This window comes from Bacillus sp. FSL M7-1345 (assembly GCF_038006985.1).
Classification (GTDB): domain Bacteria; phylum Bacillota; class Bacilli; order Bacillales; family Bacillaceae_G; genus Bacillus_A; species Bacillus_A cereus_U.
Map to the genome: position 1 here is coordinate 3398111 of NZ_JBBOWG010000001.1, position 22660 is coordinate 3420770.

The following is a 22660-nucleotide window of genomic DNA, read 5'->3' on the forward strand; positions in this document are numbered from 1 at the left end:
AGTCCATTTTAATGCGCTTAGACCCATCTCAATGATGTTAGATAGCTTGAGAGATAACTTGCCCTTTGAAACTTGAGTAATCGATCTAATCATCCGTAAGAATGAAGTCTTCCCCACACAAATAGACATTCCCTTTTATTATTTCATCTTGTCCTATTGAAAAGCATATTGCTTTATCCCTATACACATTATCATAGTATAGAGCCTTTAGCCAACTTTAACGAAGAAGAAGCCTTATCCTATATTACATTTCACAGTTAATGAACATGCTATTTTTATACAACGATTTATATATTATTTTATCATTCTGAATTTTCTAAGTAAACAAATCTATTAATTATTTTTATTCACTCAAAAAGAAGGTTGCCAAGTGGCAACCTTCTCTCCGATCATTACATAAATTCAGCAACAAGCTCATCAAACATTTTCTGATCCATATTTAAATCAGCTTGCACTAAAGGCTTTTCACTATAGTCTTTTACAAGCTCTTGGTAAGAAGGCTGCTTTGTATTTTGATAAATTAAACCTGTTACTAACCCGTTCTTTTCCATTAATGTTTGCATAGCCATCATGCGGTTAGATGGATCATATCCTTCTACTGTACTTAGTTTCGTTAAATTCTCTTTAAACCAATCATAAGTATTTACTTTATTGTAAGTAACACATGGACTAAATACATTAATTAATGAAAAGCCTTTATGGTTAATACCAGCTTCAATAATTTGCGTCAATTCTTTTAAATCACTTGAAAAGCTTTGCGCCACAAATGTCGCACCAGCTGTTAAAGCCATTTCCATAACATTTAGTGATGGTTCAATTGAACCTTGTGGTGTACTTTTCGTTTTAAATCCAGCTTCACTACGTGGTGAAGTTTGACCTTTTGTTAATCCGTAAATTTGGTTATCCATTACGATGTACGTAATATCAATGTTACGACGAATAGAATGGATCGTATGTCCCATACCAATCGCAAAACCATCACCGTCACCACCGGATGCAATAACTGTTAAATCACGATTTGCCATTTTCACACCTTGTGCAATCGGAAGAGCACGTCCGTGAATACTATGCAAACCATATGAATTAATATACCCTGAAATACGACCTGAACAGCCGATACCAGAAATAACAGCTAGCTCATCTGGATTTAAACCAACGTTAGCTGCCGCACGCTGAATCGCAGCCTGCACCGAGAAGTCTCCGCAACCTGGGCACCAGTTTGGTTTTACACTGTTACGAAAGTCCTTAAATGTTGCCATTTAATACAACCCCTTTTTTACATTCGTTGTAAATCTCTTTCGGCAAGAATGGATTTCCATCGTATTTTAAAAGATTAGAAATTTTCTCACCATTGCCAAGATTCATTTTCATAATGTTAGCAAGCTGACCAGTTGCATTGTTTTCTACTACTACAACACGCTTCGCTTTTTTCACAAGTGGATCGATTTCAGCTGTTGGGAACGGATGAATTAAACGTACATGGGCATGGTTTACTTTCATTCCTTCTTGTTCCAAACGCTGCATTGCCTCTTCGATCGCACCACGAGTTGAGTTAAAGCCAACTAACAATACGTCTGCGTCATCATGCTTAGCATTTTTGTAAATAGGGGTATTAAACTGCAAGTTCGCCATTTTACGGAAACGTTTGTCCATTTGATCTTTACGATTTAACGCTGATTCAGATGGTTTACCCGTTTCATCATGTTCTACACCTGTAACATGGTGAATACCATTTTTCATACCAGGTAAAACACGTGGTGAAACTCCATCTTCTGTTACTTCATAACGCTTGAAGTATGCTTTATTTTCACGTTCTGGTAATTCTATTTCTAAATCAAGCTTACCGCGACGAATTTCAACTTTATCTAACTTAAGTGGTTCTACTGTTTGCTTTCCTAAAGAAAGCTGTAGATCTGTTAAGAAGATAACAGGCACTTGATATTCTTCTGCTAAGTTAAACGCTTCTACAATATCATAGAAAGCTTCTTCAACTGTACTTGGCGCCATTACGATTTTTGGAATTTCACCATGCGTTCCGTAAATCATAGCCATTAAGTCAGACTGCTCTTGTTTTGTTGGTAAGCCCGTACTTGGACCACCACGTTGTGTATCAATGATAACTAGTGGTGTTTCAGTAATACCTGCTAAACCAATTGCTTCCATCATTAATGAAAGACCAGGACCAGCAGATGCTGTTAATGTACGAACACCAGCGTAGTTTGCACCGATCGCCATTGTACAAGCTGCGATTTCATCCTCAGTTTGGATTACTGTTCCGCCGACTTTCGGTAACTTTTTAATTAAATATTCCATAATTTCAGATGCAGGTGTGATTGGGTATGCGGACATAAAGCGAGCACCACCAGCTACCGCACCAAATGCGATTGCGTCGTTTCCAATCATAAACATGCGTTTCTTACCATCAGCTTTTTCAAGCTGCATCATGTTTACTTTCTCACCAAGCAATTCTTTCATATATTGAGAGCCGCGTTTAATTGCTTCCATATTCTTTTGAACGACTTGCTCCCCTTTACGACCAAAGATTTCTTCAACAACCTCTAAATAAGCTGTTTCGTCTAACCCTAATACCGAACTAGATGCCCCAACAGCAACCATATTTTTCATTAATGATGTGCCTAACTCTGAAGCAATATCTGTAAACGGTATCACATATAGATTTACATCTGTATTATCAGGTATTGTTGGATTAAATTTCGCATCCGCAACTACAATTCCGCCCGGACGTAGTTCGTGGAAGTTAAAATCAATTGTTTCTTGATCAAAAGCAATTAAAATATCTAAATCATCTGAGATCGCGCGTACTTCTGTTGTACTTACACGAATTTTATTATTTGTATGGCCGCCTTTAATACGTGATGAGAAGTGGCGGTAACCGTATAGGTAATATCCTAATCGGTTTAATGCAATACAGAAGATTTCCCCTGTACTTTCAATTCCTTCACCTTGTTGGCCTCCAACTTTCCATGAAAGTTGACTAATCATCTCCTACACCCCTTTTGGCTGCATTCATTGTAGTGTATTTTTTTACAGTATTAGTTTAGCATTTTTTATGCAAATAAACTACAATGGACGCAAATTATGCCTCTTCTGATTTCCCTTAATCTTTAGTATAATGCTATTTCGTTCACCATTCTAGTATTAGGTCTTAAAAAAATCAATAAATTACCGCGAGTAAAATTTATTTTTTCTGATTTTTTAGAAATTAATAATCAGAAAGTAATACAGTCAATAAAATTTTTATACAAAAAATGCTCTACCATTGATTCACTATACTTTTTACAAAGTTGGTTAATTATATTTTCATAATCCCTATATGCTTCTACACCTACAACAGTTTCTAAAATCCCATCAAAATCAGAACCAAACCCTATATTTTTTTCTCCACCTAATGAACAAATATATTCCACATGCCTTAATATATCTGCTATATTCGCTTGTCTTTCATTCGTTAAAAACTGTGGTACGAAAGTAATACCAATAATGCTATTTTTCTTTATAAGAGCTCTTATTTGTTCATCGGTTAAATTGCGTGGATGCCCACAAAGTTGATAACAGTTTGAGTGAGATGCAATTGGGTTTTCAGCAATTTCTATAACATCCCAAAAGCTTCTTTCATTTAAGTGAGACACATCCGTCCATAAATGTAACGTATTAAGTTCTTGTACAACCTGTCTACCAAATGTAGTTAAACCTGCCCCACGTGCCTCTAGCGCTCCATCCGCTAACAGATTGGCATAGTTCCATGTCAATCCAAAGGAACGTACACCTAAGCGATAAAACAAACGTAATTTCATCGCTTCTTTTCCAATTGCTTCGCATCCTTCTAATGTTAATAATGCTCCAATCTCGTCCTGTTTTAGCATGTTAATATCGTTTTTTGTCTGAATAAACTTCATTCCTGGTAGCGATAAAATTTCATTATGAAAAATATCTATCATTTGCAGCGCAACTTCAAAACGATTTTCATACGCTACTGTTTCTGGTACATATATAGCAAAGCATTGTATACTTCCTTTTCTTTTCTTTAATTGTTCAAATGTAATATGTAATTGTGAATCGTTTTGAAAGTCTTTTTTCCCCTTTGCACTCCATAACTGAAAGAGTACATCGCAATGCGCATCAAAAATTTTCATTTTCATTCCTCCATTACAAAAACAACCTGTTTGCATACATGCAAACAGGTTGTTTCAACTTAACGAGGTTCTACAATTAATTTTATTGCTGTACGCTCTTCACCATCAATCATAATATCTGTAAACGCTGGGATACAAATCAAGTCCAAACCGCTAGGCGCTACAAATCCTCTTGCAATTGCTACTGCCTTTACCGCTTGGTTCAATGCACCTGCACCAATAGCTTGAATTTCTGCTGTTCCGCGTTCGCGAATAACACCTGCAAGTGCACCAGCTACAGAATTAGGGACCGACGTTGCTTTAACTTTTAATATTTCCATTCCGCGTTTCCTCCTCGTTTCTATAAAAAGTAATAGCAATTATTTCACTTTAACTTATATTCACGAGGAATGACACGTATTCCTGCTAAATTCCTGTAATTTTTCTAAAAAATTAAAATATAAAAAATTCTCTAACTTTTCGTTAAAAATCAATCAAAAAACGGCTGGTCATCATTAATTAAAATACGCTCAATTTTCTTCGCTTTCCCTGTATTAGGATCCACATCAATTAACACTGCACTTAATTGCGTTCTACCATTCGTCACTTCAAAACGTACTGGTAAGTTCGTTAAAAACTTCTTCAATACCGCTTCGCGATCCATACCTAAAATCCCATCATATGGGCCTGTCATACCAACATCTGTAATATAAGCTGTTCCGCTTGGTAAAATACGATTATCAGCTGTAGGAACGTGTGTATGTGTACCTACTACCGCTGTAGCACGACCGTCTACGTACCAACCTAACGCCTGCTTCTCACTTGTTGTTTCAGCATGAAAATCAACAAAGATAATGTTTGTACGTTTTTTTGCAATGCTGATCAACTCATCCACTTTACGGAATGGACAATCGATTGGAGGAAGGAAAGTACGTCCTTGTAAGTTAATAACTGCAACTTCTGTTCCATTACAATTTACAAAGATAAGCCCTTTTCCCGGCGTTCCTTCTGGGAAGTTAGCTGGTCTTGCAAGATATTTTGCATCATCAATAAACTCAAATACTTCACGGTTATCCCAAGCATGGTTTCCAAGCGTAACCGCTTGTGCCCCGCACTCTAAAAAGTTTCGATATATTTTTTCCGTAATTCCACGTCCACCCGCAGCATTTTCTCCATTAATAATTGTTACTGTAGGTGTATATTTTTTCTTTAAAGCCGGTACGTACTGTTGAATCATGTCTCTACCAGGAGATCCTACTACATCCCCAACAAATAATATTCTCATATGTCTTACCCTTTCTATGTACTACATTTTTTATTACCATACTATAACGTGAAGCTATTTTCTTACAACAGTTACAATTTATCTATTATAAGTTTCTTTCACTTGCATACTGCTCATAAAGTGAAACTATAATCAGTGGGGCGGTGTTCATCCCCACTGATTATTAGCCTTCACCAATCGGGCGTTAACGGGCAGTTTATCCCCCACCTAATTTCTTTGCTCAAGCCGAATTTTGAGGTGGGAGTTTTACTACCCGTTAACGCGGGATAAATAGTTTTTTTATTTTACCCAATTCCAACACAAAAAAATAAAGTGGTGTTTCACCACTTTATTTTGCGTATTCCACTGCACGTGTTTCACGAATAACAGTTACTTTAATATGTCCTGGATAATCCAGTTCATTTTCAATACGTTTTCGAATATCACGAGCTAAACGATGAGCTTCTAAATCATCAATTGTATCTGGTTTTACCAGAATACGAACTTCACGTCCTGCTTGAATTGCGAAAGATTTTTCTACGCCTTCATAAGACTCTGAAATTTCTTCTAACTTTTCAAGACGACGAATGTAGTTCTCAAGCGTTTCACTACGAGCCCCCGGTCTTGCAGCTGATAATGCATCTGCTGCTGCAACTAGAACTGCAATGATAGAAGTTGGTTCTGTGTCACCATGGTGAGATGCGATACTGTTTATTACAACAGGATGCTCTTTATATTTCGTTGCGAGTTCAACACCAATTTCAACGTGACTACCTTCTACTTCATGATCGATTGCTTTTCCGATATCATGTAATAGACCAGCACGTCTTGCTAGTTTTTCATCCTCACCAAGCTCCGCTGCCATAAGTCCAGTTAAGTATGCAACTTCCATAGAGTGTTTTAAGACGTTTTGTCCATAACTTGTACGGTATTTTAAACGACCTAAAATTTTAATTAAATCTGGATGTAAGCCATGAACACCCACTTCAAACGTTGTTTGCTCTCCGACTTCACGAATATACTCGTCCACTTCACGTCTTGATTTTTCGACCATCTCTTCAATACGCGCTGGGTGAATACGTCCGTCCTGTACTAGTTTATCAAGAGCGATACGAGCTGTTTCACGACGAATCGGGTCAAATCCAGATAGAATTACCGCTTCTGGTGTATCATCGATAATAAGGTCAATACCTGTTAACGTTTCTAACGTACGAATATTACGACCTTCACGTCCGATAATACGTCCCTTCATTTCGTCATTTGGAAGATTTACAACCGAAACGGTTGTTTCAGCAACATGATCAGCTGCACATCTTTGCATTGCAAGAGATAAAATCTCTTTTGCCTTCTTATCCGCTTCTTCTTTCGCGCGAACTTCACTTTCTTTTACCATAACGGCAATTTCATGAGAAACTTCACTTTCCACTTTACCAAGAATAATTGCTTTCGCTTGTTCGCGGGTCAGATTGGAAATGCGCTCTAATTCTGTTTGTTGCTTTTGAACTAACTCTCCCACTTTGCTTTCCAACTCTTCAATCTGTTGTTGTTTCGCTACAAGAGATTCCTCTTTCTTTTCTAACTGTCGCTCGCGCTTATCGAGCGTTTCGTCTTTACGATCAAGGTTCTCTTCTTTTTGCATTAAACGATTTTCTTGTTTTTGTAATTCGCTTCTACGGTCACGAATTTCTAATTCAGCTTCTGTACGAAGTGTATGAATTTCATCCTTTGCTTCTAAAAGCGCTTCTTTCTTAAGTGCTTCAGCATCACGATTCGCTTCGTCTAGAATACGTTTTGCTTCATTAGCTGCACCATTAATCTTCGCTTCAGCAATAGACTTTCGAACAAAAAAGCCAACAACTGCACCGACTGTTGCAAGCAAAATGGAGATGAGTATCCAAACTGTACTACTCATGATTTCACCTCCCCTTGCTATGAATGAAAAAAGACTGTCGGCATGTACATTGAATTACAACGTACAGCAAAGACCGTCGTCCCGCTTTTTTAAGGGACTTTCTTCATTTCACAATTAAAATGTCATATTATTATTTCGGCAAGATTTAAGTCTTACTCCGAATATTACTTCTCTTCTTGAGAAGAGTGTATCGTATATAAGAAAAAATATACATTCTCATTGTATCTATCGCAATTTTCATTGTCAAGCGTTGTCTACTTTTACTTTCTTTACCTTCAGCCCTGAATCTTATATGGATTAAAAAAACAGACGGCATATTATCCTGGAAAACCTTAGAAAATCCCAATTCATTCACTTAAAATATATGAATATTCCCCTTTACACATAGCCTTTTGGACAGAATAAATATTTTATCTCCAGCTATATACAACGCTTTCATAGTGGATTAAAAAATAAAAGACACGGGACCGTGTCTTTTATTTTTTAATCTTGACGAGTTGAACCTTCCGTGTCTTCAACACCAGAGTTTTCACCAATTCCGTGATGTTCACGAACAAAGAAGGCAATTTCCTCTCTTAAATCCGTATTCTCTTTTAAGAATTGCTTCGAATTTTCACGACCTTGCCCTAAGCGTTCTTCATTATAAGAGTACCAAGCACCGCTCTTTTGAACGATATCAAGTTCAGAAGCCATATCTAAGATTTCACCTTCTCTTGAAATACCTTCTCCGTACATAATATCAACTTCAGCAACGCGGAATGGCGGTGCTACTTTATTTTTAACTACTTTTACTTTCGTTTTATTACCAACGATGTCATTACCTTGCTTTAATTGCTCAGCACGACGTACTTCAAGACGGACAGTTGAATAGAATTTCAACGCACGACCACCTGGAGTTGTTTCTGGGTTCCCGAACATAACCCCAACTTTTTCACGAATTTGGTTGATAAAGATTGCGATTGTTTTTGATTTGTTGATTGCACCTGAAAGTTTACGAAGTGCTTGTGACATTAAACGTGCTTGTAAACCAACGTGAGAGTCACCCATGTCCCCTTCGATCTCAGCTTTCGGTACAAGAGCTGCTACAGAGTCAATTACGATAATATCAACCGCGCCACTTCGTACAAGTGCTTCTGCGATTTCTAGTCCTTGCTCCCCTGTATCAGGCTGTGATAATAGTAATTCATCTATGTTAACACCTAATTTTTGTGCATATACAGGATCCATTGCATGCTCCGCATCAATGAACGCTGCTTGTCCACCTTGACGCTGTACTTCCGCGATTGCGTGTAATGAAACTGTTGTTTTACCTGAACTTTCAGGTCCATAAATTTCAATAACACGACCACGTGGGTATCCGCCTACCCCTAGTGCCACATCAAGTGCTAAAGAACCACTTGAAATTGTAGAAATTCTACGCTCCGCTTGTTCTCCTAATTTCATAATTGAACCTTTACCGAATTGCTTCTCTATTTGTTTTAACGCCATATCTAATGCCGCTTGACGATCGCTCATTCAAAATTCCTCCTTAACTAAATTGCTAATCTTATTATACCTATTTTCAATTCAATTTGCCAACAAAAATCGAACATTTATTCGATTTTTTTATTTTAGATCGAATAAAACTAGGTTTTCCAACAAAAAAAACTAGAAGAAATTTATATCTCTTCTAGCTTTTTAAATAAATGATAAAATCCATATTTTGTAGAGCGTTCTCTAATTTGTTGACGACTTCCACTTAAATTAAGCGAGAAGACTACAGCTGGTTCATCTTTAATCGCCAATCCAATAAATACGGTTCCTGGTTCTTTATACTCTGAAGCATCCGGTCCTGCCACCCCAGTGAAACTAATCCCGATATCTGCTTTTAACAGTTTCTTTACATTTTCAGCAAGATAACGAGCACACTGTTTACTAACCGCGCCGTCAGTGCGTAACACTTCTTCAGGCACATGTAAAATTTGTTGCTTCACATCATTTTGATAACAAATGACACCGCCTTTAAATACAGACGAGACGCCAGCATTTTCTGTTACTTGATTTCCAAAAAGACCACCTGTTAAACTTTCTGCACATGCTAAAGTTAACCCTTTTTCCTTCAATAACCTTATTGCCTTGTAATGAAGGAAATCTTGGTCATATCCGTAGAAAAATTCTCCTACTCTTTCTAAAATCAAATCTTCCACATGCTGAATCAGTTTCTCCGCCTCATCAGCATTTTGATGTTTGGCAGTTAAACGTAATGTCACTTCTCCATCATTTGCGAGTGGTGCAATGGTTGGGTTCGTTTGACCATCAATTAAATCTTGAACTTTCACTTCTAATTGAGATTCCCCAATACCAAAAAAACGAAGAACACGAGAATAAATATTTTCCCCCGTTGTAAACTTACATAAAAAAGGCTCTACGTAACTTATATACATCGGCTTCATTTCTTTTGGTGGTCCTGGTAATAAAATATAAACTTTTCCGTTCTTATTTAACCCCATACCAGGCGCCATACCGTGATCATTCGCAAATACAGTCGATCCATTTAAAACGAGCGCCTGCTTTTTATTATTCTCCGTAAATTCACGGCCTGTACGCTTAAAATAATCGCTTATCGATGTTAATGCCTTTTCATCATACACAAGCTCTTCATCTAAATTAGATGCTATTGCTTCTTTCGTTAAATCATCTTTTGTCGGTCCTAATCCACCTGTAAAAATGAGCATATCAGCTCGTTCTTCAGCCAATTCAATTGCCTTCTGTAATCGCTTGTTATTATCCCCAACAACAGTATGGTAGTACACGTTAATTCCGATTGAAGCTAACTTTTCAGATAAAAACTGGGCATTTGTATTTGCAATTTGTCCAAGTAATAATTCCGTTCCAACCGCAATAATTTCAGCATTCATCCCAATTCCCCCATAAACTTCTATTTTGAGTTTACAAAAGCATCTTTATTTTTCCAGAAATAATCCCATCCTGAAATAACGGTAAAGAATAATGCAATCCATATGAAAATATCTGCAACTGGAATATGAAGTAAACTTAACGGTACATCATGTAATAAGTATGCTGCAATCGCAATAATTTGTGTCCATGTCTTAATTTTTCCTAGCTGATTTGCTGCAACTACTTCCCCCGTCCCAGCAAGCACAAGGCGTAAACCTGTTACTGCAAACTCACGGCTTATAATTACAATAACGATCCAAGCAGGTACATATTGCATCTCTACCAATGTGATAAGTGCTGCAGAAACAAGTAATTTATCTGCTAACGGGTCAAGAAATTTCCCTAAATTCGTTACAAGATTATATTTTCTTGCATAATATCCATCAATCCAATCTGTAGCTGAAGCAATTATAAAGATTAGTGCTCCTACTAAATGTTGAATTGGTAAATTGACATCACCAATTGTATATGAGCCCCAGTTAAAGGGCGCTAGCATAATTACCATAAAAATTGGAATTAAGCAGATTCTAGATATTGTAATTTTATTTGGTAAATTCACAGCTATTCCTCCATCATGTCAAAAACATTTGTTCATTGAAAAAAGTCATCGAAGCGATGACTGTTATTGCGCAGGTTGCCCTATCCCTTGGTTTTTTATCACCAATCTTTGGTGATATTCTTTTTCTGGATCTAATGGGAAAGTAACCACTTGGCCATTCAGTTTAATTTCAACATTCGGTGCACTTCCAATATTAAGCCGCACTTCTTTTACTGTTGATAAATCACGTTTTTCTGTTTGACCACTTTGTACTGTAGTGTTTAGAATTTCGTTACCCGCATCATCTTTAACATCTACATAGCTTGCACCCTTCGCTGAAATTTCCAGTTCTAATGTTTTATTATTATGAATTTCCAAAGTAGATACCTTACCACTCGTTCCAACTACCTTCACTTCTTGTTGTCCAGTTGGTTGCACTGGTTGTTCCTCTTTCTTTGGCTCTTCTTTCTTTGGCTCTTCTTTTTTTGGTTCTTCCGCTTTCACTTCATCTTTCTTCGTATCTAGCGGAGAATCTTTTGCTTTTTGAACTTCAATTTTCTCACTTTGAGCATTCGGAACTTGCCTATCATCTTTTCCAGTTAACGCTTGAATAACAAACCAGACTACCACTCCAAATGCGATTACTAACAACACAATCAAAATTTTTGGCATATGATCTGCAATTGGCCATGATGAAGATTTTTGCATTGTTTCTTGTGTTTTTTGTCCAGTTGATACTTGTGGAACTTCACGATTTTCAGATTGTGGTATCGTACTCTGATATTCTACAAGCAGTTCCTCTCCATTTAATCCAACAGCATCTGCATATTGTTTAATGAATGCACGCGCATAAAAAGCTCCTGGCAACACATCATAATTGCCTTCTTCAATCGCTACTAGATGGCGTTTTTGAATTTTTGTAATCTCATGCAGCTGATCAATAGATAAGCCTTTCGCTTCTCTTGCTTCTGTCAGCTTTTGTCCTAATTCCGTCACTACTAACACCTCGATATTTCTTTAAAAGTCGAACATAGAGAAATTGTTTTTCGTACCTTGCTCAATTTCATCTACTAAATTATATTGAATTTCTTCATCATAATCGTTACGCAATTCGATAATATAATCAAAATCATCCAATGTGTATTCTGACTGACTCACAAACACATCCGGATGTTCCACAACTTTCGTTGCAGGCAATCTCATGATTTCACGAACGAGCTGCCAGTGTCTTTCATTGGCACGCTTTGTCGACACAATTCCATCTAGTATGAAAATATTATCGTCGCTATACTCATCTTCAATCAATTGGCTACGAACAGTTTGCTTAATGAGAGTAGATGATACGAATAACCATCTCTTATTTGCACAAACACTTGCGGCAACAATAGATTCTGTTTTTCCGACACGAGGCATTCCTCGTATCCCAATTAATTTATGACCTTCTTTTTTCATTATCTCCGCCATAAAGTCTACAAGCAATCCTAATTCATCACGCACAAATCGAAATGTTTTCTTATCATCTGCATCTCGTTGTATGTACCTACCATGTCTAACTGCTAGCTTATCTCTAAGCTTTGGCGGACGATATTTCGTTACCGTTATATTATCCATCGTATTTAAAATTGATTCAAGTCTAGAGATTTGTTCTTGATTATCACACATAAGCAAAAGTCCACGTCGTGCATTATCTACACCATTAATTGTGACAATATTGATGCCAAGCATACCGATTAACGAAGAAACGTCACCAAGTAAGCCAGGTCGGTTTTTATGTATTTCATATTCAAAATACCATTCAATCATCCAAGATCACTCCCCTACGCTTACTTTACACCTACGTACTATATTATATGATTTCACCTTAATAGGGAAGCTAAATGTATAATCTATTCCTCCTAATTACTATACAAAAAAAGTAGAGAGGAGCTTCTCCTCTCTACTTTTACTTATGTTGTACAAACTTCACCATTAAATTTGCGATTGTATGTTGCTCTTGTTCATCAGCAACTTTCCAAAGCTCAGACAATAATTTTTCTTGATCGTTGCGCGCTTCTACTTCATTTGCTAAATAATCACCAACACGAAATGCCATATCTGATACGGCACCACCATCAAGCCCTTTTCCCCCCGCTTGTTCTAAACGTTCTCCTAAAAAGCTCTTCCACTGATCAAAATTATCTAACACTGACATGTTTAAGCACCTCACTATTGAGTAATAGAATCATGCTTAATTTGTGCATTTTTTTATTTTTTATGTAAGAAATTTTTAGCAATGCCAACCGCCATTGACTCCAATAATTTGCCCCGTAATATAAGAAGCTCCTGGCGAAACAAGGAAAGAGATTGTTTTTGCTACCTCTTCGGGTAGTCCTATTCTACCTAATGGAATATCTTCAGCAATTTCATTTTTATCATCTTCTGAAAATACATTTAACATTTCTGTTTCGATCGCACCTGGCGCTACCGCATTAACGCGCAATCCACTTAAAGAAACTTCTTTCGCTAAAGCCTTCACATATGAATTTTGTGCACCTTTCACCATTGAGTACAGCACCTCACAAGACGCTCCTATTTGCCCCCAAATAGATGAAATAATGACAACATTACCACTTCTCCGCCCGATCATTGGTGGAAGCGCCATCGATAGAAGTCTATATAAACTCTTTACTTGAAGCTCCACCATATAATCTAATTCTTCATTAGTAACATCTGTTACTAATCCAAAGATACTCTTTCCAGCTGCGTATACAATAACATCAATATGATGTTCGATTTGTCCCCACAATTTCTCCGCTCCATCGATAGAAGCTAAATTTGCTTGCACAGGAATCACTACATCAAATTCCTTTTGTAACTCCTTTACCTTCTCTTCGCTTTTATTGTAATGAATATAGACTGTGTAACCATCCTCAATTAACTGCTTCGAAATAGCAGAGCCAATCCCTCCGCTTCCTCCAGTTACTAATGCATACTTTTTCATAAATTCCCTCTCTTATCTTTTATGTATAAATAAATAATACCCTCATCTTACCATTTGGCAATAACCAAACGTTAGATGAGGGATATAGATACTGCGTTTTTTATTCACATATTACTTCACTTTTTTGGTAACACTTGGCAGACACTCATTTTCTCTTCAATTAATAATGTTTTTGCTGCTTGTTGTAGGTCTTGAACAGTTAATCCTTCTAACACTGTAAGAGCATCAAATAAACTAGATTCATTAAACGCATATCGTGTAAACTGATTTGCAATATATTCAGGTGAATTCAACGATCGTAAAAATCCGCCAATTTTCTTTTTCTTCACCCGTTCCAGCGCAGTCTCATCTAACTGATCATAATTCGTTTGTAGTAAAATACCTTTTAATTGTTCTGCCAATTCATCAGGTTGCTTCGTATCTCCACCAACCATTGCAAAACCGAAGTTATTTTCTTCTGTATAGTCATACGAGAACGAATCATCAATAAGACCTTCATTATATAAAGATTCGTAATGAACTGACCCTTTTCCAAATAAATAATCTAAAAGTAATGTAAGCGCAATTTCTTGTTTTAAAAGGGCTTGCCCTTTTTCTTTTAAATTCGTTGCCTTAATACCAACTAAACATTTTGGAGTTTGGACAGGCATTGAAATAATCTTTTTCTTTTCATTTACTTCTTCTGGTTCCTCTTCAAAAGAGCGAACGATTTCCGGTTGATTTTCGTAATCTTTTTTCGCTTGATTTTCACGAACTAAATCCATTGTTTTTTCAGGATCAATCGCTCCAACAACAAATAATAACATGTTGCTCGGATGGTAAAAAGTCTCATAACATTCATACAGTAGGTCTTTTGTAATTTTACTAATAGACTCAATCGTCCCTGCAATATCAATTTTAATTGGATGTTTCACAAACAAACTATCGATTAACCCAAAGTATAAACGCCAGTCTGGGTTATCTTGGTACATTTGAATTTCTTGACCGATAATACCTTTTTCTTTTTCAACCGTTTTTTCAGAGAAATACGGTTCTTGTACAAAGTCTAACAACGTATTTAAATTGCTTTCTACATTTGATGTACAGGAAAAGAGATAAGCGGTTCTTGTAAAAGATGTAAAAGCGTTCGCTGAAGCACCTTGTTTACTAAACAATTGAAACGCGTCATGGTCCTCTTTTTCAAACAATTTATGCTCAAGGAAATGAGCAATTCCATCTGGTACACGAGTCATGTCTTCTTTTCCAAGCGGAACAAATGTATTATCAACAGAGCCGTACTTCGTCGTAAATGTTGCAAATGTTTTGTTGAAGCCTTGTTTCGGTAAGATATATACGTCTAATCCATTCGGAAGTTTTTCATAATATAGCGTCTCTTTTAATTGCTCATACACAATTTTCTCCATTTATTCTCCCTCCGTTCCATGTAAAAAGTAAATTGTATCTAGTTCAATATTATTAGCAACTTTCACAATCTCTTCTTTCGTCACGCTTTCTATGCCCGTTAGCCATTCTTCAACTGGACGCGTACGCTCTGAGATTACCCCGTGATAAAGCATTTCAACAAAACCACGTGGTGTATCAATTGCCTCTAAGATTTGATTTTGAATTACACTTTTCGTTTGCTGAATCTCTTCCTCTGAAAAATCACCGCTTTGCATTGCTTTCATCTGTTCTTTAATAATTTCAACAGCTTTTTCAAAGTTCTTCGCTTCAATCCCAGACATAACGAAGAGCAAACCTTTATGACTTTCAAATCTCGATGCTGCATAGTACGCTAAACTATTTTTTTCACGGACATTTACGAATAACTTCGAATGAGAAAACCCTCCAAATAATCCGTTAAACAATTGTAATGCAAAATAATCTTCATCTTTATACGTAATGAATGTGCGATAGCCGATATTTAATTTACTTTGCTTTAGTTCTTGTTTTTCAACAATTTCTTTTTCTTCATTATTTCGTTTATGAAGAAGTACATTTCTTTCTTTCACAACACGAGGTGAAATCGAAAAATACTTATTTACAAGCTCCACAGCATCTTCTGAAATGTCACCAATGATATATAAATCCATTTCATCTTCAGCTAACACTTTTTGATAATATTGATACAAACTTTCATTTGTAATAGAAGCAACACTCTCTTTTTTCCCATTTGCACTTAAGCGATATGGTTCTACTTTGCACATTTCTTCAATTAAACGCTCGTTTGCATAACGCATTTTATCATCATAAGTAGCTTCAATTCGTTGCAAGAGTGCTCGTTTCTCACTTTCTACAATAGAAGATAGAAAACCGTCCCCTTCTGTTGCTGGATGTAAAACAATATCAGATAACATAGAAAGCGCCTTTTCAAATAACGGTGGTGCATCGCGTAAATATGTTTCATTTGCAATGTCTACATAAATAGAGATGATATGGTCTTCCCCTTTTTTACTTACATCTACCGCTAAAGAAGATCCATATAATTCTTCTAAATATTGACGAAGACGAATTACAGAAGGCAGTTTTTCTGTCGCACTTTGCAATACGTACGGCAATAGAGCACGCTCTGTCACCGTCTCCTCATTTAAAGGTGCTTTAAAACGAAATACAAAGGTATTTGTTTTAAATTTATCAGTCGGAATAATATGTACTCGCAAGCCACCTAATTCATGCAGTTGCTGTTCCATTAGTTTCATTAATAGCCCTCCTTTACGTATGTAGGAATATTCCTCTTCAATATACAGTTTTTAGAAATAAAAAATCAACTTTTCTTCCTTATTATGCTTACATTTGATTCTTTCTAAAAACTTTAATATGTAAGGAACATAGTAAAATTCCGTATTAAATATATTCTATGTAAAAAAGCCCGCACTAATGTGCGAGCTTTTCTTATACTTTCTAAATACTCATCGTTTTCCTTTTTCATAAGGCGTTCCTAATGCTTTCGGAGCTTCAGATCGTCCTACAAAACCAACAAGTGCTAATATTGTAAATACATACGGTAATATCGTTAAGAATACACTTGGAATTTCTTTTAATACAGGAATGGTACCACCTGTTATCCCAAGTGATTGAGCAAATCCGAAGAACAGCGCTGCTCCAAGAGCACCAAGTGGATTCCATTTACCAAAGATCATAGCTGCTAGCGCCAAGAAACCTTGTCCAGTAATTGTAGCACCTGAGAAGTTACCAGAAATCGACATTGCGAAGACCGCACCACCCACTCCTGCAAACATTCCAGATATACAAACTGCAATATAACGCATTTTATATACATTAATCCCCATCGTATCTGCTGCCATTGGATGTTCACCAACAGCACGAAGACGAAGACCGAACGGCGTTTTATAAATAATGTACCAAACAACAAAAGCTAAAATAATAGCAATATACGATGTTAACGGTACATTTGAGAAAAAGATTTTCCCGATTACCGGAATATCCGAAAGTCCTGGAACATCGATTTTTTCAATTCGGTATTGAATAAAATCAGTTTGTCCTTTACCAAAGATTTTCTTAATCGCAAATACTGTTAAACCGAGGGCCAAAAAGTTAATCGCTACCCCGCTTACTACTTGATCCGCGCGGAATGTAATGGATGCTACTGCGTGAAGAAGTGCAAATAACCCACTACCAATAGCTGCAAATAATAGTGCAATCCAAGGAGTCATTGCTCCCCACGTATCACCCATTAATAACGTTGTAACGATACCAGTAAATGCACCAAATAACATTAAACCTTCTAATGCTATATTTACAACTCCAGAACGTTCACTGAACACTCCACCTAACGCCGTAAAAATAAGTGGCGCTGCCGTATATAACGTACCAGTCACAAGAATGGCTAAAACATCTAAAAAGCTCATTTATTTTCCCTCCTTGCTCATGCGTGTAAGTGCCCAGCGTAAAACATAACTGCAAGCAACAAAGAAAATAATACATGCGATAATAACATTAATTAACTCAGAAGGTACATCTGCTTCAAAATTCATTTGTGGGGCTGCACTTTTCAAACCACCGAACAGTAAAGCCGATAATAATATACCAAATGGATTATTCCCTCCAAGAAGAGCTACCGCAATCCCATCAAATCCAATACCTGTAAACGAAGACATCGCTGTCATGTTTTGGAATGTACCAAGCCCTTCCATAGCACCACCAATCCCTGCAAACGCACCCGCAATCGTCATAGATAGCACAACATTTCGAGAAACTTTCATCCCCGCATACTGAGAAGCATGTTGATTAAATCCAACAGATTTCAATTCGTATCCCAATGTCGTTCTATCCAATAAGAACCACATAATAATCGCAATTAAAATCGCTACGATAATTCCCCAGTGCAAACGAGAACCATCCGTTAAAGAAGATAACCATTCAGAAGATAATGAAGCACTAGATTTTATGTCATACGATTTCTCATTCGCCTCATGTAAAAAGCGCTTAATTAAATCATACGTCACATAAAGTGCAATATAATTCATCATGATTGTTACGATTACTTCATTTACTTTAAATTTCCCTTTCAAATATCCCGGGATAAATCCCCACAAACCACCAGCTATCGCCGCTACTAAAATTGACAACGGAATATGTAAAATTGCCGGTAATGATACTGCATATCCAAACCAAACAGCAGCAAGCCAACCAACTAATAATTGCCCCTCTACTCCGATGTTAAAAAGACCTGTACGGAATGCAAATGCCACAGAAAGTCCTGCTAACACAAGCGGAATCATCGTACGTAATGTCTCACCAATTGCTTGCGGATTTCCAACCATTCCTTCCCAAAGCGCTGCATACCCAACAATTGGATCATATCCACTAACTAACATTACAATGGCACCAACAAGTAAACCAAAAATAACGGATAATACAGGAACTAAAATGTTAATTGTTCGCTCCGTTAAAAATTTTTTAGCCATTTGTATTCACCTTCTCTTTCTCCGTTCCGCCAGCCATCAACAAACCAAGCTGTTGTTCATTTGTTTCTTTCGCATCGACAATTGCTACAATTTTCCCTTCATATATAACAGCAACTCGATCACTTACATTCAAAATTTCATCCAGTTCTAGCGATAGAAGTAATACTGCTTTCCCATTATCTCTCTGCTCGATTAATTTTTTATGAATAAATTCAATCGCACCTACATCTAAACCACGTGTTGGCTGTGCCGCAATTAATAAATCCGGATTACGATCCACTTCACGTGCGATAATTGCCTTTTGCTGGTTTCCACCAGATAGTGCGCGAGTTAAGGTTTGTTCACTAGGTGTACGTACATCAAACTGTTCAATAAGCTCTTTTGCTTTTTGTGTGATTTTACTAAAGTTTAAAATCCCTTTCTTTGAGAATGGGTTTTTATAGTACGTTTGCAAAACTATATTATCTCTAACAGAAAAATCAAGCACAAGCCCGTGTTTATGACGGTCTTCTGGAATATGACCAATTCCTTCCTCTGTAATTCTTCGAACAGGCCAATTCGTTATTTCTTTTCCTTTAATTGCAATAGAACCTGACTCAACTTTTCGTAAACCAGTAATTGCCTCTATTAATTCACTTTGTCCATTTCCATCAATCCCTGCAATACCAACGATTTCTCCTGCACGAACAGTTAAGTCAAGGCCTTTTACAGCAGGTAATTGGCGTGCATCATGAACGACAAGATTCGCAACAGACAGAACCTCCTCTTTCGGTTTGGCCCCTATTTTTTCTGTTTTAAAATTCACTTGACGTCCGACCATTAATTCTGCAAGTTTATGTTCATCCATTTTCGCAACGTCAACTGTACCAATTCCTTTACCTTTACGAATAATTGTGCAACGATCGCAAACTTCCATAATTTCTTTTAATTTATGTGTAATAAGAATGATAGATTTTCCTTCTTGCACAAGCTTTTTCATAATTTGAATCAACTCATGAATTTCTTGAGGAGTTAACACTGCAGTCGGTTCATCGAATATTAAAATCTCCGCACCACGATAAAGCGTCTTTAATATTTCAACCCTTTGCTGCATCCCAACCGAAATATCTTCAATCTTTGCATTTGGATCAACAGCTAAACCGTACTGTTCAGATAATTGTTTAATTTCTTTTGCAGCCTCTTCAACAGCTATTTTCCCTTTTCTCTTCGGCTCATTTCCAAGAATGATATTCTCTGTAACTGTAAAATTATGAACAAGCATAAAGTGCTGATGGACCATCCCAATTCCAAGGTCATTTGCTATATTCGGATTTGTAATTTTTACAGGGTTTCCTTTAATTTTAATTTCGCCCTGTTCTGGTTGATACAAACCGAACAGTACATTCATCAACGTTGATTTCCCTGCACCATTTTCTCCAAGTAAAGCGTGTATCTCTCCCTGTTTTACTTGCAGCGTAATATCATCATTCGCTACAATGCCTGGGAATACTTTTGTAATATTGTTCATCTCAATTACGTATTCCATTTTGTTCCTCCTTCTAGCAGGGAACACTCCCTAATTACACTCTATTAAAAGTATTTTTATATATACAAAGGTTAGTTCTAAGAACTAACCTTTGCTATTGCTCTATCATTATTTCTTTAGAGCAGCTTCGTATGCTTTATATTCATCATCAGTCGCAGGTACTTTAATTTCACCAGCAGTGATTTTCTTCTCAAACTCTTCTACTTTTGTTAAAATTTCTGGGTTTACTTTTTTCACATTATCAGTTGATTTCGAGATACCAACACCATCATCTTTTAAACCAAACTCTTCTACTTTACCGCCTTTTAACTTACCATCTTTCGCTTCTTGTGCTACTTTTGCAACTGCAATATCAACACGTTTCACCATAGAAGTTAAAGTTACGTTTTCAGGCATACCTTCTTGATTTTGGTCACGGTCAACACCGATTACCCAAACATTTTCACCTTTTTTCTTACGATTTTTCGCTTCTGTGAATACACCGTTACCAGTTGCACCTGAAGCATGGTAAATTACGTCAACGCCTCCACCGTACATTGCTGAAGCTAATATAGATCCTTTTTCTGGCTTATCAAATGCATCAGCATATTGTGATACGATTTCGATATTTGGGTTTACTGCTTTTGCACCAGCTTTGAAACCTGATTCAAATTTTGTAATTAATGGACTCTTCACGCCACCAACAAATCCAACTTTATTTGATTTTGTTGTCATTGCTGCTACAGCACCAACTAGGAATGAACCTTCATGGTCTTTAAATGTAATACTTGTTACATTCGGTTCTTTCACAACAGTATCTACAATTGCAAATTGCTCTTTCGGATATTGTTTTGCAACCTTTTCAATCGAGTCTTGCATTAAAAATCCAATACCAAACGTTGTATTATAATGATCTTTCGCAAATTTCGTTAAATTCGGAATGTAATCAGCATCTTTACTTGATTGAAGGTAACGATATCCTTCATTTTTCTTTAAATCGTTGTCTTTACCAAATTTCGTTAAACCTTCCCAAGCTGATTGGTTGAATGATTTATCATCAACGCCCCCAACATCTGTAACCATACCAACCTTAAACTCTTTATCCCCTTTTTTGTCACTATCCGCTTTATCCGAGTTACCACATGCACCTAACACTGTACTTGCTGCTAACGTTAACGATAATAAAAGACCTGTTTTTTTCTTCATACTAGAAACCCCTCCTGAAATGTTTTGTCTAATGATTCATACGCTGCTGTCCCTTACTTCTTGCTGTCACCTCCCTAAAAAGGAACTTCCCTACATACGCTTTCTTAATACGTGGAAGCTAAACTTATCAGCTCTAAAGTAATTAATAGAATATAAGATTGGCTCATCATTTTGATCATAGTGCATTTGTTTTAAAACTAGCAGTGCCGTTTCAGGTTCACATTCTAAAATCGGTGAAATTTTCGGGTGATAACCAATCGGTTCAATGTGAGCAACTGCGTACGTGATACGCTTGTGCGTATTATTATGTATTACTGTAAGCAGCGATTCCTCATTGTATCCCGATAAATCTGGTAATATCTCTTTTGCCAGTTTATCAATGCAATATACAACTGGTTCCCCATCCGCTGTACGAACACGTTCAATCATTACTGCGCTAAAACCATCTTCACAATCAAATTTCTCTTTTTCTTCTTCTGTTAAAGTTGTTGTAGATGATGATAAAAAGATTGTTCCTGGTGTTTTCCCCACACTAGAAATCATATCTGTAATACTAGAAAGTTGCTCTATTCCAGAAGAAAATAACGGCTTCGCATTTACAAATGTCCCTACACCATGTCTACGAATAACAACATTTTCTTCTTCTAAAATACGTAGTGCTTCCCTTAAAGTTGCCCTACTTACACCAAGTTCTTTCGCTAGATCAAACTCTGAAGGTAACTTTTGTTTTTCTTTGTAAGCCCCATCTTTAATTTTTCCTTTGATGTGATCAATCACCCGCAAATATAGGTGACGACTATCGGATTTTACTGACATAAGACTCCCCCGCATTTCAATTATTCGACCTCTGATGTAAGACTTCTTTTCTCTTTTTTCAACTTACAACATAGTATAAATTACTAAATACTAAAAATAAGCATAATTATCGAATAAATATTAATAATTTTTCAAGATGAAATTTTCACACTTTATTCCATAAAAAAAACTTTGCACCATAAACATTCCTCATATCGAGAAAAAGTTCGGCACAAAGATTCCTTACATCCTTTGTTACACACTTTTCCCCTCATAGTCTAGCAATTCATGGTTGCCAGGTAGAAACTTATGGACCTTATCTCCAAGATTATATGAGGTAGTGGTTCTTTTCGAAGTAATCTTACCACTTGCTCCCATATGTGTCAACAGAATTCAACATTTTTCTACATTAAATATCGAACGTTTAGAAAATCAAAACGATAAGCATTCGTATTCTAAAGAGCCCTCCGTTATGTAAGCACTT

The 22660-nt window shown here is 36.7% G+C and carries 20 protein-coding genes and 1 riboswitch; all 20 genes read right to left on the bottom strand.

Annotated features, from left to right (window positions below; translation table 11 throughout):
* Nucleotides 1-392 precede the first annotated feature (392 nt).
* A complete protein-coding gene (locus tag MHB76_RS17690) occupies nucleotides 393-1259 on the bottom strand; it encodes a 2-oxoacid:ferredoxin oxidoreductase subunit beta (protein WP_002088040.1) in 867 nt (288 codons plus the stop codon).
* Nucleotides 1246-3003 carry a 2-oxoacid:acceptor oxidoreductase subunit alpha gene (locus MHB76_RS17695; RefSeq protein WP_002160764.1) on the bottom strand — a complete coding sequence of 586 codons (1758 nt, stop codon included), beginning with the start codon at nucleotides 3001-3003 and terminating at the stop codon, nucleotides 1246-1248. The genes MHB76_RS17690 and MHB76_RS17695 overlap by 14 nt, the downstream gene beginning before the upstream one ends.
* A gap of 227 nt (nucleotides 3004-3230) precedes the next feature.
* Nucleotides 3231-4154 (bottom strand): dipeptidase, encoded by a 924-nt coding sequence (locus MHB76_RS17700; RefSeq protein ID WP_002160763.1) that lies wholly within the window; start codon nucleotides 4152-4154, stop codon nucleotides 3231-3233.
* A 59-nt stretch (nucleotides 4155-4213) separates the two neighbouring features.
* Nucleotides 4214-4474, bottom strand: a complete 261-nt coding sequence (gene spoVS, locus MHB76_RS17705; RefSeq protein WP_000404341.1) for a stage V sporulation protein SpoVS — start codon at nucleotides 4472-4474, stop codon at nucleotides 4214-4216.
* 149 nt (nucleotides 4475-4623) lie between these two features.
* Nucleotides 4624-5418, bottom strand: a complete 795-nt coding sequence (locus MHB76_RS17710; protein WP_002014601.1) for a TIGR00282 family metallophosphoesterase — start codon at nucleotides 5416-5418, stop codon at nucleotides 4624-4626.
* 328 nt (nucleotides 5419-5746) lie between these two features.
* Complete coding sequence (gene rny, locus MHB76_RS17715) at nucleotides 5747-7309, bottom strand: ribonuclease Y (protein ID WP_002160762.1); 1563 nt, start codon at nucleotides 7307-7309, stop codon at nucleotides 5747-5749.
* A gap of 483 nt (nucleotides 7310-7792) precedes the next feature.
* Nucleotides 7793-8824 carry a recombinase RecA gene (gene recA, locus MHB76_RS17720; protein ID WP_340987289.1) on the bottom strand — a complete coding sequence of 344 codons (1032 nt, stop codon included), beginning with the start codon at nucleotides 8822-8824 and terminating at the stop codon, nucleotides 7793-7795.
* Between the two features lie 143 nt (nucleotides 8825-8967).
* Nucleotides 8968-10206, bottom strand: a complete 1239-nt coding sequence (locus MHB76_RS17725; protein ID WP_078172940.1) for a competence/damage-inducible protein A — start codon at nucleotides 10204-10206, stop codon at nucleotides 8968-8970.
* Between the two features lie 20 nt (nucleotides 10207-10226).
* Nucleotides 10227-10805: a CDP-diacylglycerol--glycerol-3-phosphate 3-phosphatidyltransferase gene (gene pgsA, locus MHB76_RS17730; protein ID WP_016105953.1), complete on the bottom strand. Its 579-nt coding sequence runs from the start codon at nucleotides 10803-10805 to the stop codon at nucleotides 10227-10229.
* Between the two features lie 63 nt (nucleotides 10806-10868).
* Nucleotides 10869-11780 carry a helix-turn-helix domain-containing protein gene (locus MHB76_RS17735; RefSeq protein ID WP_016105954.1) on the bottom strand — a complete coding sequence of 304 codons (912 nt, stop codon included), beginning with the start codon at nucleotides 11778-11780 and terminating at the stop codon, nucleotides 10869-10871.
* 21 nt (nucleotides 11781-11801) lie between these two features.
* On the bottom strand, nucleotides 11802-12587 hold the full coding sequence (locus MHB76_RS17740) for a DUF3388 domain-containing protein (RefSeq protein WP_002066761.1): 786 nt from the start codon (nucleotides 12585-12587) through the stop codon (nucleotides 11802-11804).
* 139 nt (nucleotides 12588-12726) lie between these two features.
* The gene (locus MHB76_RS17745; RefSeq protein WP_000114449.1) at nucleotides 12727-12975 is read right to left on the bottom strand and encodes a DUF3243 domain-containing protein; all 249 of its coding nucleotides are present in this window, start codon (nucleotides 12973-12975) and stop codon (nucleotides 12727-12729) included.
* A 75-nt stretch (nucleotides 12976-13050) separates the two neighbouring features.
* Complete coding sequence (gene ymfI / locus MHB76_RS17750) at nucleotides 13051-13764, bottom strand: elongation factor P 5-aminopentanone reductase (protein WP_078172939.1); 714 nt, start codon at nucleotides 13762-13764, stop codon at nucleotides 13051-13053.
* Between the two features lie 116 nt (nucleotides 13765-13880).
* Nucleotides 13881-15167: an EF-P 5-aminopentanol modification-associated protein YfmH gene (yfmH, locus tag MHB76_RS17755; protein WP_002111339.1), complete on the bottom strand. Its 1287-nt coding sequence runs from the start codon at nucleotides 15165-15167 to the stop codon at nucleotides 13881-13883.
* Entirely contained in the window at nucleotides 15168-16442 is a 1275-nt protein-coding gene (yfmF, locus tag MHB76_RS17760) for an EF-P 5-aminopentanol modification-associated protein YfmF (RefSeq protein WP_078172938.1), read from the bottom strand.
* A 210-nt stretch (nucleotides 16443-16652) separates the two neighbouring features.
* Nucleotides 16653-17612 (bottom strand): ABC transporter permease, encoded by a 960-nt coding sequence (locus MHB76_RS17765; protein WP_002111342.1) that lies wholly within the window; start codon nucleotides 17610-17612, stop codon nucleotides 16653-16655.
* Nucleotides 17613-18671 (bottom strand): ABC transporter permease, encoded by a 1059-nt coding sequence (locus MHB76_RS17770; protein WP_002111343.1) that lies wholly within the window; start codon nucleotides 18669-18671, stop codon nucleotides 17613-17615.
* Nucleotides 18664-20196, bottom strand: coding sequence for an ABC transporter ATP-binding protein (locus tag MHB76_RS17775; protein WP_002111344.1), 1533 nt, complete (start codon nucleotides 20194-20196; stop codon nucleotides 18664-18666). The genes MHB76_RS17770 and MHB76_RS17775 overlap by 8 nt, the downstream gene beginning before the upstream one ends.
* Before the next feature lie 108 nt (nucleotides 20197-20304).
* Complete coding sequence (locus tag MHB76_RS17780; protein WP_002111345.1) at nucleotides 20305-21381, bottom strand: BMP family lipoprotein; 1077 nt, start codon at nucleotides 21379-21381, stop codon at nucleotides 20305-20307.
* Between the two features lie 90 nt (nucleotides 21382-21471).
* Nucleotides 21472-22197, bottom strand: coding sequence for a GntR family transcriptional regulator (locus MHB76_RS17785; RefSeq protein WP_002160754.1), 726 nt, complete (start codon nucleotides 22195-22197; stop codon nucleotides 21472-21474).
* 233 nt (nucleotides 22198-22430) lie between these two features.
* Nucleotides 22431-22532: riboswitch (purine riboswitch) on the bottom strand.
* Between the last annotated feature and the right edge of the window lie 128 nt (nucleotides 22533-22660).